Genomic DNA, 13,996 nt, shown 5'->3' with positions numbered 1-13,996 from the left:
TATCAGGAGGTTTGTGAAATATGCGCAAAACGAAAATCGTTTGTACGATTGGCCCTGCCAGTGAAAGTATTGAGAAATTGACACAGCTGATTGAAGCTGGAATGAACGTTTCCCGTCTGAATTTTTCCCACGGAGATTTTGAAGAACATGGAGCAAGGATCAAAAACATCCGCGAGGCTTCTAAAAGCACTGGCAAGACGGTCGCAATCCTGCTTGATACAAAAGGACCTGAAATCCGTACAAACAATATGGAAAACGGGGCAGTCGAGCTAGAAGCCGGAAACAATATCATTGTTTCAATGAATGAAGTTCTGGGGAATGCCGATAAATTTTCAGTTACATACGCCGGACTGATTGACGATGTCCATACTGGTTCAAAAATCCTGCTGGATGACGGCCTGATCGGATTAGAAGTAACAAAGATTGATAAGGCCAACAGTGAAATTCACACAAAGATCCTCAACAGCGGAACTTTGAAAAATAAAAAAGGCGTTAACGTTCCAGGCGTTTCTGTAAAACTTCCAGGAATTACAGAGAAGGATGCAAATGATATCCTTTTTGGAATTGAGCAGGGAGTAGACTTCATTGCTGCATCATTCGTGCGCCGTGCTTCGGATGTTCTTGAAATCAGGCAGCTGCTTGAAGATAATAATGCTTCACATATCCAAATCATCCCTAAGATCGAAAACCAGGAAGGCGTCGACAACATCGATGAAATCCTTGAAGTATCTGACGGTCTGATGGTAGCCCGCGGCGACCTTGGTGTTGAAATCCCTGCTGAAGAGGTTCCTCTTGTGCAAAAAAGCCTGATCAAAAAGTGCAATATTCAAGGCAAGCCTGTTATTACCGCTACACAGATGCTTGATTCCATGCAGCGCAATCCGCGCCCGACGCGTGCAGAAGCAAGCGATGTGGCCAATGCGATCTTTGACGGCACAGATGCCATCATGCTATCCGGAGAAACAGCAGCAGGCACATACCCGGTAGAAGCAGTGCAGACGATGCATAACATCGCTTCCCGTGCAGAATCAGCGCTTGATCATAAAGAAATCCTTTCTAACCGCAGCAAGGATAACGAACATAATATCACAGATGCGATCGGCCAGTCTGTGGCACATACTGCTTTGAATCTCGATGTTAATGCAATCATCACTCCAACGGAAAGCGGCCATACAGCAAGGATGATTTCAAAATATCGTCCAAAGGCACCGATTGTTGCGGTAACTTCCCAAGAATCTGTTACACGCCGCCTTTCATTGGTTTGGGGTGTATATCCTCAGGTCGGACAGGAAGCTTCAACGACGGATGATATGCTCGATTCAGCTGTACAGGAAAGCATGAACAGCGGACTAGTCGGTTCAGGCGACCTGGTTGTCATCACTGCAGGCGTCCCTGTTGGCGAGGCAGGAACAACGAATCTGATGAAGATTCACGTGATTGGCGATGCAGCACTGAGAGCACAGGGCATCGGCCGCAAATCAGCGTTCGGGAAAGTGGTTGTCGCAAAGGATGCAAAGGAAGCGATTGAAAAGGTCACGCAAGGTTCCATTCTTGTCACAGTCGGCTCTGACCGTGATATGGTTCCTGCCATTGAAAAATGCAGTGCCTTGATCACGGAAGAGGGCGGATTAACAAGCCATGCAGCTGTTGTCGGCCTTAATCTTGGAATTCCTGTTATCGTGGGTGCGGAAAACGCTACTTCCATTTTCAAGGATGGCCAGGAAATCACAGTCGATTCGCGCAGAGGCATCATCTATAATGGACATGCCAGCGTCCTGTAATTAAGAAAAGAAGAAGGGTTTTGCCGCCCTTCTTCTTTTTTGTCAAAAATTAATTTTATGATGTGCTGTTCCTGCATAATTGGTCTTTTAAGCCATACAGTTTTATAATAGGGACAGGCAGGTATTTTAGAAAAAATGTCTTCTGGCATGTAATCCACCACCTGTTCAAGACTGGAGGAAAAGAAATGCGCTATATTCTTCTGCTGTTGATCGTCATCCCGGCAGCTGAAATAGGAGTTCTTCTGCTGTCAGGAAAGGTCATCGGTGTATGGCTGACCATCCTGCTCATCATTTGTACAGGCCTGCTGGGTGCTTACCTGGCAAAGAAGCAGGGGCTTGAGACAATCCGCAGGGTACAGGAACAGCTCGGCCGCGGCCAGCTTCCGGGAGATGCGGTCCTGGATGGCATCTGCATCCTAGTCGGCGGCACGCTGCTCTTGACGCCCGGGTTTATTACAGATATAACTGGTTTCCTTCTGCTGCTGCCCCCTTCAAGGATATTCTTCAAAAATATCCTGATGAAAATTTTCAGGAGCAGGATTCAAAGAGGAAACATTAAGATTATCAGATAGAAAGAAAGTCTGCCCTGGAGCAGCGGGTTCCTTATTCCCCCGCTTCCTGCATGGCAGACTTTCTTCTTTTCATTGCCTGTTCATACAGGCTTTCTTCTGTCATTACCTTTAATGTAAAGCCATAAATCCCTGAACACGCCTGCCTTATGGAGGGTCGTGATAATGACAAGGACTACAGGGCCGGCAATGAGGCCAAGAAAACCGATTGTCTTAAAGCCGACAAACAAAGCAACCAGGGTAGCGAGCGGATCCATGCCTATGCTGGAGGAAAGCACCTTCGGCTCCATGATCTGCCTTTGTACAAGGACGATGACATATAGGACTCCCAGTCCGACTGCGGTGCTCATTTCTCCTGCAATGGCCTCGTAAATAATCCAAGGGACAAAAATCAGGCCTGTGCCCAGGTAAGGGATGATGTCAACGATCCCTGTAACGAGGGCAATCGTGATGGCATAATCTACACGAAGGATGAGCAGCCCGATTAATATGATGATAGCAGTGATAGAGACCAGGGTAGCCTGTGCTTTGACAAACCCGAATAAGGCCTTTTTCAGATCGGTGAAAACTGTTGCGCTGCTGGCTTTTGCTTTTTCAGGGAGCAGCCTGTTCCCCAGGATGGAAAGCCTGTACCAGTCTTTGCTGATGAAAAAAGTGGCCAGAAGGGAAAAAATCACGACGGTTGCAGCATTAGGGAACCAGGAAAGGATATTTGGGATTTTTTCAAAAAACGATTGTATAAAAGATCCTGCGGTCGCTCCGAATCTGGAGCCTACATTTTGGATATTGGCGAGGATGGTATCCTTTTGTCCCGTATCCAGGCTGTTGAACATACTGGTGAGCTGATTGTAAAGCGGGATCAGCTGTCCTGCAAAAAAGTCTTCGGCATATGTAATCAGCGTTTCAAGATGATTCGGAACCACCTGTGCCAGGTAGTCTGCACCAGAGACGATCTCGGCAATCAGCAGAGTAATAAGACCGGCAAAAAAGGCAAAAATAAGAATCAGGCTGATAAGAACGGCGAGAGCCCTTGGCATCCTCCCTTTCCTGACGAGGAAATTGACAAGCGGATTCATCAGAAACGCAATGGCGAATCCGATTATAAACGGATAGGTTACCTTTGAAACATAAAATAAACCAGCCAGGAGCAGGAGGACTGCTCCAATAACTACAATAAATCTCAGGGATCGATTCAGATAAACAGTATTCAAAACCGTTTTTCCTCCTTGGGATATTCAAATTTGCGCCGGGTGCTGCCCTCTGCCGTACTGCACTGCTCAGCAGGCATCACTTCATATTTACGTTCCCCGCTGGAGTAAGATTCGGCACTGCCGGAAAAAAGATATTTTTTGGGGCAGGCGCTAAAGCAGCCAGGACCAGCATATAGTGACATATTCGTTGAAGACGGTCCATTGTCCTGCTGCATATGTTTCAAAAGAAAAAGCGATTAAGCAGCTTCAATAGCATCAGAATCAGGAGGAAGACCAGACTGAAAAGCAATGTGGCAGCATGTGCGCATTGTCAGGCAAATCAATAAAAAACCTTAATTATATTATGTTAAAATAATGAAAGTATGAAGGAAGGAAGAATAATATGTCTCAGTCGCTTATTTTTTTGATCCTGCTGCTGGCCATCGGGCTGGCTGCGAAAAATAACTCTCTTGTCCTCGCTGTCATGGTGCTGGTGGCTATAAAAGCCATTGGTGCTGATTCAAAGATATTTTCCGTGCTGCAGTCAAAAGGAGTCAATTGGGGAGTCACGGTCATTACCATCGCAGTACTGGCCCCGATTGCAAGCGGAGATATCGGTTTCAAGGAACTGACAGCAGCTTTTAAATCGCCGTACGCCTGGATTGCCCTGATTTCGGGAATGGCAGTCGCGCTGATTGCAAAAGGCGGATTGACACTGCTGACCGAGGATCCGCATATTACGGCAGCGCTTGTTCTTGGGACCATTCTGGCCGTATCCCTGTTTAAGGGGGTTGCAGTCGGGCCATTGATCGGAGCTGGAATCGCTTACATGGCAATGAGACTATTTGAATTTCTAAAATAGTTTTCTCCAAAAATAATAATTTTTTCACATTTCGAGTGCCTTTTCATTCACAAATATCAGATAATTGTTTATAATAGGACTTGTAAGCGTAACCTTTTTACAATTTCCTGCCGCCAGAATCAGTAAAAGGCGGCAACGAAAAAATGAAAGCATTTTCTTTTTTTTAATACTGGTTCCGAGCAAGCGCTCGATATATCAGGCTTGCGGAGCTTTGTTCAAAAACCTGCAGCATCAGCTCTGCAGTCTATTACACAACAGGCTCGGTCGGGCTGAACAGAATGATCTTTTACCGGTGCTATTTTTGGACATGCCGGCATGTTTACAGGCATACCGGCAAGGGGAAAATCAATTTGTAAAGGAGAGGTTCATATGACAGCAACACGAGGACTTGAAGGGGTAGTGGCGACTACTTCCTCTATCAGCTCGATCATCGATGATACGCTCACTTATGTGGGATATAATATCGATGATCTGGCGGAAAATGCAAGTTTTGAAGAGGTAATCTATTTATTGTGGCACAGGAAGCTTCCGACTGCCAAACAATTGGAAGAGCTTAAGAACCAGCTGGCAGAAGATATGGAACTTCCTCAGGAAGTGCTTGAACATTTCAAAATGTATCCGATTGATAAGGTGCATCCTATGGCTGCGCTGAGGTCAGCTGTGTCCCTGCTTGGCTTATATGATGAGGAAGCAGATGAAATGAATGAAGAGGCCAATTACCGCAAAGCAGTCCGCCTGCAGGCCAAAATGCCTGCGATCGTTACGGCATTTGCACGTGTGCGCAAAGGGCTTGATCCGATCGCCCCTAGAAAGGATCTCACTTTTGCTGCCAACTTCCTTTATATGCTTACTGGCAACGAGCCGGAAGATATCGCAGTTGAAGCTTTCAACAAGGCGCTTGTCCTGCATGCCGACCATGAGCTGAATGCATCCACTTTCACTGCCCGTGTCTGTGTAGCGACATTATCTGACGTTTATTCCGGTGTCACTGCAGCCATAGGCGCTCTTAAAGGGCCTCTTCATGGAGGAGCAAACGAAGCCGTCATGAAGATGCTTACAGAAATCGGCGAATTGAATAATGTAGATTCATATATTCGCGAGAAGCTGGACAATAAAGAAAAAATCATGGGCTTTGGCCACCGCGTATACCGTAAAGGCGATCCGCGCGCCAAACACCTGAGGGAAATGTCTGAAAAGCTGACTCATCTGACTGGTGAGCCGCACTGGTATCAGATGTCAACACAGATTGAGGACATTGTGACAGGAGAGAAAGACCTTCCGCCAAATGTTGATTTTTATTCTGCATCTGTTTATCACAGCCTGGGAATCGACCATGACCTGTTTACGCCGATCTTTGCCGTAAGCCGCGTATCCGGATGGCTTGCCCATATTCTGGAGCAATACGAAAACAACCGCCTCATCCGTCCGCGCGCCGACTATACAGGACCGGGTATGCAGACATATGTTCCGGTTGCTGAACGCGGATAATATAGTAAACAATTTTACTTTTCAGTAAAAAATTGATGTAATAGAAGAAGGGAATTCGGATGCCTCTTTTTAAAGAGGATAGGATGGCAGCATGATAGAATGATAGGCTGCACTTTTAAACTTCCGTTTCCTGGAGAAAACCGCGCACCGATCGGCATTTCCGGCCAGCTTTTTCCCGCTGGTCTCTGCTGCCGGGGTGATGTGTGCCGGCCTATGCTTAAGAATTTGGAGGGAGAAACCATGCAAGGTGAAAAAATTACTGTAACGAACGGCGCTTTAAACGTGCCTAACAATCCTATCGTCCCATTTATCGAGGGAGATGGAACTGGACCGGATATTTGGGCTTCAGCATCAAGAGTATTGGATGCTGCAGTTGAGAAAGCTTATAATGGCGAGCGCAAAATCGTCTGGAAAGAGGTTCTTGCAGGTGAAAAGGCATTCAACCAGACGGGCGAATGGCTTCCATCTGAAACGCTTGAACTTATCAACGAATACCTGATTGCGATTAAAGGTCCGCTGACAACTCCAATCGGAGGCGGGATCCGTTCATTGAACGTTGCCCTTCGCCAGGAGCTTGACCTGTATGTCTGCCTGCGCCCTGTACGCTGGTTCGAAGGTGTCCCATCTCCAGTCAAGCGTCCTCAGGATACTGATATGGTTATTTTCCGCGAAAATACGGAAGATATCTATGCAGGGATTGAATATGCAAAAGGCTCTGATGAAGTGAAGAAGCTGATCACTTTCCTTCAAAACGAAATGGGCGTCAATAAGATCCGTTTCCCTGAGACATCAGGAATCGGCATCAAGCCAGTGTCTGAAGAAGGCACAAGCCGTTTAGTCCGTGCAGCTATTGATTATGCCATCAAGGAAGGCCGCAAATCAGTAACGCTTGTACATAAAGGCAATATCATGAAGTTCACAGAAGGCGCATTCAAAAACTGGGGCTATGAGTTGGCTGAGAAGGAATACGGCGACAAAGTATTCACTTGGGCCCAGTATGACCGCATCAAAGAAGAGCAGGGGACAGAAGCTGCCAATAATGCACAGGCTGATGCAGAAGCTGCAGGCAAAATCATCGTCAAGGATGCCATTGCCGATATCTTCCTTCAGCAGATCCTTACACGTCCGCGCGAGTTTGATGTAGTGGCTACAATGAACCTGAACGGAGATTATATCTCTGATGCACTGGCTGCACAGGTAGGCGGCATCGGAATCGCTCCTGGAGCAAATATCAACTATGTAACAGGACATGCAATCTTTGAAGCAACCCACGGCACTGCACCTAAGTATGCCGGTCTTGATAAAGTTAATCCATCTTCAGTTATCCTGTCAGGCGTATTGCTGCTTGAGCATCTTGGCTGGACTGAAGCTGCGAACTTAATCGTCAAATCCATGGAAAATACAATTGCATCAAAAGTTGTGACTTATGACTTTGCGCGTCTGATGGACGGTGCGACAGAAGTGAAATGTTCTGAGTTCGGCGATGAGCTGATCAAGAACATGAAGTAAAACCAGCAGGAACTTTTCAGGAGGCCGGTTCTCATCAGAGGACGGCCTCTTACATAATCGGAGATATCCGGCCGCTGCCCTGCCAGCTGCAGGCTGCGTACCAAACCATTCCTTAAGGGGGAACATGTCATGACATTGAAACGCAAAAAGATTTCTGTAATCGGCGGAGGATTTACCGGAGCAACGACAGCTTTCCTGCTTGCCCAAAAGGAGCTTGGGGATGTAGTCCTTGTGGATATTCCTCAAATGGAAAACCCTACAAAAGGAAAAGCGCTTGATATGCTTGAAGCAAGTCCTGTACAGGGGTTTGATGCCAATATAACAGGCACATCCAGCTATGAAGATACGAAGGATTCCGATATCGTGGTGATTACAGCCGGAATTGCACGCAAGCCTGGCATGAGCCGCGACGACCTTGTTCAGACCAACCAAAAAATCATGAAAAGCGTCGCGCAGGAAATTGTAAAATATTCTCCTGAAAGCTATATCATTGTCCTGACAAACCCGGTTGATGCCATGACCTATACGGTCTTCACAGAGTCAGGCTTCCCGAAAAACCGGGTAATAGGCCAGTCAGGCATCCTTGATACGGCGCGTTTCCGCACCTTTGTCGCCCAGGAGCTTAACCTTTCTGTTAAGGATATTACAGGCTTCGTCCTTGGCGGACATGGAGATGACATGGTGCCGCTTGTCCGCTATTCTTATGCAGGGGGCATTCCGCTGGAAACATTGATTCCGAAGGACCGCCTGGATGCAATCGTTGAGCGGACACGCAAAGGCGGAGGAGAAATCGTTAACCTTCTTGGAAACGGAAGCGCTTATTATGCTCCGGCTGCTTCTTTGGTGGAGATGTGCGAAGCAATCCTTAAAGACCAGCGGCGGGTGCTGCCTTCCATTGCTTATCTTGAAGGGGAATATGGTTATGAAGGCATTTATCTTGGCGTTCCAACCATTCTTGGGGCGAACGGGATCGAAAAAATCATTGAACTGGAACTGACAGACGAAGAAAAAGCTGCGCTGGATAAATCGGCAGAAGCTGTCCGAAATGTAATGGATGTGCTTGCTTGATAAACAATCAGATCGGGGGGGAATACCCCCGATTTTTTTAAAAATAAATAACTGAATTATCAAACTTAAAAATGAAAACGATTACAATAATTGGAGGTGCTCTTCCTTGCTTCTAGGAAAAAAGCGCAAACTGGGCAGGAGAATTGAAGAAATAACAGCAGGGGAAAAGCTGACATTAACAGAAAAAATAGAGGATAAGGATCTGCTGCTTTATCTTGGCTTGACCAATGATGCAAATCCTCTTTATATCCAGCATGACTATGCTTCCCAGACGCCTTATAAAAAACCGATAGTACCCAATATCATGCTGAATGGCATCATATCTTCGGCGGTTTCCAAGTATTTGCCTGGTCCGGGTTCTCATATTCTTAAACAGGAGATTGAGTATCATAAACCTGTGTTCCATTATTCTGTCATCGAATTTCTATTTTTGGTGGATGACGTAAATCAAAGCAGCCATACAGTAACAATCAAAGTGGAGGCCATCACGGAAGAAGGCGAACTCGCATTAAGCGGTTCTCTCCTTGTATGCCCTCCATACCGCCTGGAAGGAATGGAAGGCAGCGCATTGGATAACTTTTAAATAGACAATATTTAGACCCGGAATGGAAGCATTCCGGGTCTTTTTAATCTTTTTTAGCTTAAATCTCATGCTCGGACTGTCCACCGGTTGTGAGACATCCTGAAAATCATATTTCTTATCCCGGAATATTCCTTATTGCTTTTCCTCCGGCCCCATATATTATAATAGAGCTGTGGTACTTGGGGTTTTTACAGGGGTAATATAGATTATTGGAGGCCTTTATGGATAAAAAAGTGCTAGTAGTTGATGATGAACAATCCATTGTCACCCTTTTGGAGTATAACCTGAAACAGGCAGGATATGAGGTAATCACTGCAATGGATGGAGAGTCCGGCAAGGATTTTGCCCTGCAGGAAAGGCCGGATCTGATCGTGCTGGATCTAATGCTGCCAAAGCTCAATGGCATAGAGGTCTGCAAGCAGCTTCGCCAGGAAAAAATACATACACCCATCCTCATGCTGACTGCAAAGGATGATGAATTTGATAAGGTGCTTGGCCTGGAGCTTGGCGCTGATGATTATATGACAAAACCTTTTAGCCCGAGAGAGGTTGTTGCCCGGGTAAAAGCAATCCTGCGCAGGACTCAGCTGACGGCCGGGCAGCAGGAGCAGGCTGAAGAGGATTCTGATTCTATCCGGATAGGCGGGCTGAAGATCTTCCCGGAGCATTATGAGGCATTTTTCTCGGAAGAACTGCTGGAACTGACACCGAAGGAATTTGAACTCCTGCTTTACCTTGCCCAAAATAAAGGCAGGGTGCTGACGAGGGACCAGCTGCTGAGTGCTGTATGGAATTATGATTTCGCAGGCGATACAAGAATCGTGGATGTACATGTCAGCCATCTGCGGGAAAAGATTGAGGAGAATACGAAAAAGCCGGCTTATATAAAAACAATCAGGGGGCTGGGCTATAAACTGGAGGAGCCGAAGGGCTGATGACCAAATTCCGCACAAGGCTTCTTTTTGCCCTGATCACGCTTATCATTGCTGTTTTGGTAGGTTTGGGCCTCCTGCTGGGCCAGCTGTTTAAAAGCTATTATCTTAAGTCATTCGATGAAAGGCTCATCAAGGAAAGTGAGATGCTTTCTACATATATTGAAGACAGCGGGGGGATTGATGCGCTGAGCCAAAAAACCATCCTCGATTTTGGGGAAATGCTGGGTGTCCGTGTCACCATTGTCAATGCTGACGGCACCATCCGTTATGACAGCAAAGGTGAAAGAGAAAGCATTGATAGCAGGCATGAAGGGATTATACAGGGAATCCTAAGCAAAACAGGCAGAGATGAGGAGGTCTTCGAGGTTGAAGGCGGCTTTGATCTGCATTATTATTGGAAGCCGATTATCCAGGATGGAGCAAATGAAGGCTATATATTTCTCAGCTCACAGATGACAGAGCTGAAAAAAGCCTACAGGCAGATTTGGTGGATATTGACTGTCAGCCTCGGGCTTGCACTTGCAGTCATCATCCTCCTGGGCTCAAAGATTGCTGCGAGATATACGAAGCCAATTGAATCAGCTACTAACGTCGCCATTGAACTTGCAAAAGGAAATTACCGTGCAAGGACGTATGAGGATAATATAGATGAAACCGGTATGCTCAGCTCCTCGATCAATGTCCTTGCCAGAAATCTGCAGGATATGGTTAAGGCCCAGGAAATGCAGCAGGACCGGCTGGGAACCCTGATTGAAAACATGGGGAGCGGCCTTATTTTAATTGACAGCAGGGGCTATATCAGCCTTGTGAATAAGCCATACTATGAAATCTTCGGCCTGGAGCCTCACGGCTATGTCGGCAATCTTTATTATGAAGTGATTGAACAAAAAGAAATAACCGACCTGGTTGAAGATATCTTCATGACAGAACAGAAAACAAGAAAGCAAATGGTGATCCCGGTTGCAATTGAGCGCAAGCATTTTGAGGTGTATGGAGTCCCGATCATCGGAACGAATGATGTATGGAAAGGTATCCTGCTTGTTTTCCATGATATAACGGAATTAAAAAAGCTCGAACAGATGAGAAAGGACTTTGTCGCTAATGTTTCTCATGAGCTGAAGACACCGATCACCTCTATTAAAGGTTTTTCAGAAACACTGCTTGATGGTGCTATGCATGATCAAGCAGCGTTATCGGCTTTCCTGGACATTATATTGAAAGAAAGCGACCGCCTCCAGTCGCTCATCCAGGATCTGCTGGATCTCTCCAAAACAGAACAGCAGGGGTTCAGGCTTTCTGTCCAGGAGATGGATCTTTCGAGCCTGCTTGGCGAATGCCTGGCAATACTGAATGGAAAAGCAAAGGATAAGGCTATTGATATAGAGTATTCAGATCAATCGGGAAATGGGTGGATCAAGGGAGATCCTCACCGTCTGAAGCAGGTGTTCATCAACCTGCTGACCAATGCCATTACTTATACTCCGCAGGGCGGAAAAATATCCGTATCGCTGGAGGAAAAGGAAGATAAGGTCCAGGTTGAGGTTAAGGATACAGGCATGGGAATTGACCAGGATGAAATTCCCCGGATCTTTGAACGGTTCTACAGGATCGACAAAGCAAGGAGCAGGAATTCCGGAGGCACTGGCCTTGGCCTTGCCATCGTTAAGCATCTCGTTGAGGCCCACAAAGGCAGCATTACGGTTGAAAGTGAAGTGGGGAAGGGGACAACTTTTAAAGTGCAGCTGCACAGGGAAATTTCATAAAATGCGTACATATGGATTTAAGTTTACACATTCTTTACATGGTGTTTATTGTGCCTTAATATTCCATTGATACAATCATTTATGAAAAACCCCTTCATCCAAGGAGCCAAACCAGAAAGACGAAAGCAGACCCCGCTTTCGTCTTTCGCCATTTATTCAGCTTTTTTGTAATCATATTGAAACCTTTCTGTTATACAGCCGTATTAAGAGGCAGAGATAAAAACAGAAAGGGGAGCAGGGGAATGGTCAGTTTAAAAAGGATTTATACGATATTAGGCCTCGCGGTCCTGATTATCATACTGAGCATTGCAGCATTCACGACCTGGTATACAGTCGACGAATCTGAACAGGCTGTCATATTGACATTCGGTGAAGTGGAACAGGGCATCAATGAGCCTGGACTGCATTTTAAAATGCCATGGCCAATTCAATCAGTAGAAAAGCTATCGAAAGAAACCTTCAGCCTTCAATTCGGTTATGAAGAAAAAGATGGGAAGGTAAAGGAACATCCTCAAGATACAAAGATGATTACAGGGGATGAGAACATAGTCCATGCAGACCTTGTGGTGCAATGGAAAATTACAAATCCTGAAAAATTCCTTTTTAATGCTGATAATCCTGAGGAAGTCATGTATGATGCAACTTCTGCCTCATTAAGAAGCATCATAGGCAATTCTAAGATCGATGACGCCTTAACCTCAGGCAAGGCGCAAATCGAAGGGGATGTCAGAGAGATGCTGACTTCTTTGATTGAAAAATATGATATTGGCATATCGATACTGGCAGTCAAACTTCAGGATGTCGAACTTCCCAATGATGAAGTCCGCAAGGCATTCACCAATGTAACAGATGCCCGTGAGACGATGAATACTAAAATAAATGAAGCCAAGAAATATAAGAATAAGAGAATGAATGAGGCAGCCGGTGAAGAGGATGCCATGATTTCCAAGGCAAAAGGAGATAAAACTGCAAGGATCCAGGGAGCGACTGGTGATGTAGCCGTATTCAATAAGCTGTACGCGGAATATAAGAACAGCCCTGATATCACAAGGGAGAGGCTGGTGCTCGAAACGCTTGAGCAGGTTCTTCCCGGTGCTGAAATCTATATCATGAATGATGACGGGAATACCATGAAATATTTCCCGATCAGGCCTCTTGAGAAGGAGCAGCCTAAGGCACCGGCAGAGGAAGGAAGTGAAAGCAATGGATGATCAGAATGTAGTGAATATAAATGAGCGCGGAAACGGGTTTCAATGGCGAAACTATATTAAAGCAGGAATTTTTCTTGTAGTTGTCATCGCAGCACTGATTCTGGTCTTTGCCAACCTCTTTATCGTGAAGGAAGGCGAGTACAGGGTTATCCGCCAGTTTGGAGAAGTAGTCAGGATTGAGAAGGATCCCGGACTCAGCTATAAACTTCCTTTCATCCAGAGTGTCACTTCCCTGCCTAAGTATCAGATGACCTATGATGTCAATGAAGCGGAAATTAATACGAAAGATAAGAAAAGGATCATTATTGATAATTATGCCGTTTGGAGAATCGAGGATCCCAAGAAGCTGATTGCAAATGCCCAGACGATGGAAAAAGCAGAGTCAAGAATGGAAGAATTCATCTACTCGGTGGTAAGGGCAGAGCTTGGAAATTTGGAATATGAGGACATCATCACTGATGAAGAAGCCTCTTCCCGCGGTTCAATCAATGACAGGATCACTGAACAGGTGAATGAGATGCTGTCCAGGGACCAGTATGGGGTCGTTGTGACGGATGTCAGGATGAAAAGGACCGATCTGCCAAGCGAAAATGAGCAGTCTGTATACACAAGGATGATTTCCGAGCGGGATACAAAGGCACAGGAATATCTTTCACAGGGTGATGCGCAAAATAACAGGATTGTAGCAGAAACAGACATGAACGTTAAAGAGATGCTTTCAAAGGCACAGGCTGAAGCAGAAACGATCCGGGCGGAGGGTGAGGCAGAAGCTGCCCGCATCTACAATCAGTCGTTTTCAAAAGATCCTGATTTCTACTCTCTATACAGAACACTTCAATCTTATAAAAAGACGATCAATGGGGAGTCTGTTATTGTGCTTCCTTCCGATTCGCCGTATGCCCGCCTGTTGATGGGGTATACAAACTAGCAGGCAAATAGCTGCGCGCCGTTATTTTTCTTTCTTTATCCAGTCGTGATAAAATGAAAGAAGAATAACGGTTTTTTTATGATAAGCTACTTTTCTGCCAGGGTGAGGG

13 protein-coding genes are annotated in these 13,996 nt (G+C 45.8%); 11 read left to right on the top strand and 2 right to left on the bottom strand.

What is annotated here, in order from left to right:
* The first annotated feature begins 20 nt into the window (after nt 1–20).
* Nucleotides 21–1,781, top strand: coding sequence for a pyruvate kinase (pyk, locus tag CYJ37_RS15345; protein WP_009791352.1), 1,761 nt, complete (start codon nt 21–23; stop codon nt 1,779–1,781).
* Here the strand turns inward: pyk and CYJ37_RS27325 are convergent.
* The gene (locus CYJ37_RS27325; RefSeq protein ID WP_156917018.1) at nt 1,754–1,930 is read right to left on the bottom strand and encodes a hypothetical protein; all 177 of its coding nucleotides are present in this window, start codon (nt 1,928–1,930) and stop codon (nt 1,754–1,756) included. The two genes, pyk and CYJ37_RS27325, sit on opposite strands and share 28 nt — an antisense overlap.
* Before the next feature lie 36 nt (nt 1,931–1,966).
* On the opposite strand from CYJ37_RS27325, the gene CYJ37_RS15340 reads away from it, so the two are divergent.
* Nucleotides 1,967–2,353 carry an FxsA family protein gene (locus tag CYJ37_RS15340; RefSeq protein WP_022544267.1) on the top strand — a complete coding sequence of 129 codons (387 nt, stop codon included), beginning with the start codon at nt 1,967–1,969 and terminating at the stop codon, nt 2,351–2,353.
* Nucleotides 2,354–2,433: 80 nt separating this feature from the next.
* On the opposite strand, the gene ytvI is transcribed toward CYJ37_RS15340, so the two are convergent.
* On the bottom strand, nt 2,434–3,561 hold the full coding sequence (gene ytvI / locus CYJ37_RS15335; RefSeq protein ID WP_009791355.1) for a sporulation integral membrane protein YtvI: 1,128 nt from the start codon (nt 3,559–3,561) through the stop codon (nt 2,434–2,436).
* 382 nt (nt 3,562–3,943) lie between these two features.
* Between ytvI and CYJ37_RS15325 the strand changes: the two genes are divergently transcribed.
* From CYJ37_RS15325 to hflC, 9 genes are all read left to right on the top strand, one after another.
* Complete coding sequence (locus tag CYJ37_RS15325; protein ID WP_009791357.1) at nt 3,944–4,402, top strand: DUF441 domain-containing protein; 459 nt, start codon at nt 3,944–3,946, stop codon at nt 4,400–4,402.
* 369 nt (nt 4,403–4,771) lie between these two features.
* Nucleotides 4,772–5,890 (top strand): citrate synthase, encoded by a 1,119-nt coding sequence (gene citZ, locus CYJ37_RS15320; RefSeq protein ID WP_009791359.1) that lies wholly within the window; start codon nt 4,772–4,774, stop codon nt 5,888–5,890.
* A gap of 240 nt (nt 5,891–6,130) precedes the next feature.
* Nucleotides 6,131–7,399, top strand: coding sequence for an NADP-dependent isocitrate dehydrogenase (icd, locus tag CYJ37_RS15315; protein WP_009791360.1), 1,269 nt, complete (start codon nt 6,131–6,133; stop codon nt 7,397–7,399).
* A 129-nt stretch (nt 7,400–7,528) separates the two neighbouring features.
* Nucleotides 7,529–8,467, top strand: a complete 939-nt coding sequence (mdh, locus tag CYJ37_RS15310; protein ID WP_009791361.1) for a malate dehydrogenase — start codon at nt 7,529–7,531, stop codon at nt 8,465–8,467.
* A 106-nt stretch (nt 8,468–8,573) separates the two neighbouring features.
* Nucleotides 8,574–9,050: a MaoC family dehydratase gene (locus CYJ37_RS15305; protein WP_009791362.1), complete on the top strand. Its 477-nt coding sequence runs from the start codon at nt 8,574–8,576 to the stop codon at nt 9,048–9,050.
* 221 nt (nt 9,051–9,271) lie between these two features.
* Nucleotides 9,272–9,985 (top strand): response regulator transcription factor, encoded by a 714-nt coding sequence (locus CYJ37_RS15300; protein WP_009791363.1) that lies wholly within the window; start codon nt 9,272–9,274, stop codon nt 9,983–9,985.
* Nucleotides 9,985–11,748: a two-component system histidine kinase PnpS gene (gene pnpS / locus CYJ37_RS15295; protein ID WP_101550506.1), complete on the top strand. Its 1,764-nt coding sequence runs from the start codon at nt 9,985–9,987 to the stop codon at nt 11,746–11,748. The genes CYJ37_RS15300 and pnpS overlap by 1 nt, the downstream gene beginning before the upstream one ends.
* A gap of 242 nt (nt 11,749–11,990) precedes the next feature.
* Nucleotides 11,991–12,959 carry an FtsH protease activity modulator HflK gene (gene hflK, locus CYJ37_RS15290; protein WP_022544265.1) on the top strand — a complete coding sequence of 323 codons (969 nt, stop codon included), beginning with the start codon at nt 11,991–11,993 and terminating at the stop codon, nt 12,957–12,959.
* A complete protein-coding gene (gene hflC, locus CYJ37_RS15285; RefSeq protein WP_009791366.1) occupies nt 12,952–13,887 on the top strand; it encodes a protease modulator HflC in 936 nt (311 codons plus the stop codon). Before hflK ends, hflC begins: the two co-directional genes overlap by 8 nt.
* Nucleotides 13,888–13,996 lie beyond the last annotated feature (109 nt).

Origin of the sequence: Bacillus sp. UMB0728, from assembly GCF_002858875.1 — a bacterium.
Taxonomy (GTDB): domain Bacteria; phylum Bacillota; class Bacilli; order Bacillales; family Cytobacillaceae; genus Bacillus_AB; species Bacillus_AB infantis.
This window is presented reverse-complemented; position numbering and strand designations above follow the sequence as displayed.

What these genes read in the sequence shown, in the direction of transcription:
- pyk (WP_009791352.1), top strand. Translation starts at nt 21, where the DNA reads ATGCGCAAAACGAAAATCGTTTGTACGATTGGCCCTGCCAGTGAAAGT.
- CYJ37_RS27325 (WP_156917018.1), bottom strand. Translation starts at nt 1,930, where the DNA reads ATGCCAGAAGACATTTTTTCTAAAATACCTGCCTGTCCCTATTATAAA.
- CYJ37_RS15340 (WP_022544267.1), top strand. Translation starts at nt 1,967, where the DNA reads ATGCGCTATATTCTTCTGCTGTTGATCGTCATCCCGGCAGCTGAAATA.
- CYJ37_RS15325 (WP_009791357.1), top strand. Translation starts at nt 3,944, where the DNA reads ATGTCTCAGTCGCTTATTTTTTTGATCCTGCTGCTGGCCATCGGGCTG.
- citZ (WP_009791359.1), top strand. Translation starts at nt 4,772, where the DNA reads ATGACAGCAACACGAGGACTTGAAGGGGTAGTGGCGACTACTTCCTCT.
- icd (WP_009791360.1), top strand. Translation starts at nt 6,131, where the DNA reads ATGCAAGGTGAAAAAATTACTGTAACGAACGGCGCTTTAAACGTGCCT.
- mdh (WP_009791361.1), top strand. Translation starts at nt 7,529, where the DNA reads ATGACATTGAAACGCAAAAAGATTTCTGTAATCGGCGGAGGATTTACC.
- CYJ37_RS15300 (WP_009791363.1), top strand. Translation starts at nt 9,272, where the DNA reads ATGGATAAAAAAGTGCTAGTAGTTGATGATGAACAATCCATTGTCACC.
- pnpS (WP_101550506.1), top strand. Translation starts at nt 9,985, where the DNA reads ATGACCAAATTCCGCACAAGGCTTCTTTTTGCCCTGATCACGCTTATC.
- hflK (WP_022544265.1), top strand. Translation starts at nt 11,991, where the DNA reads ATGGTCAGTTTAAAAAGGATTTATACGATATTAGGCCTCGCGGTCCTG.
- hflC (WP_009791366.1), top strand. Translation starts at nt 12,952, where the DNA reads ATGGATGATCAGAATGTAGTGAATATAAATGAGCGCGGAAACGGGTTT.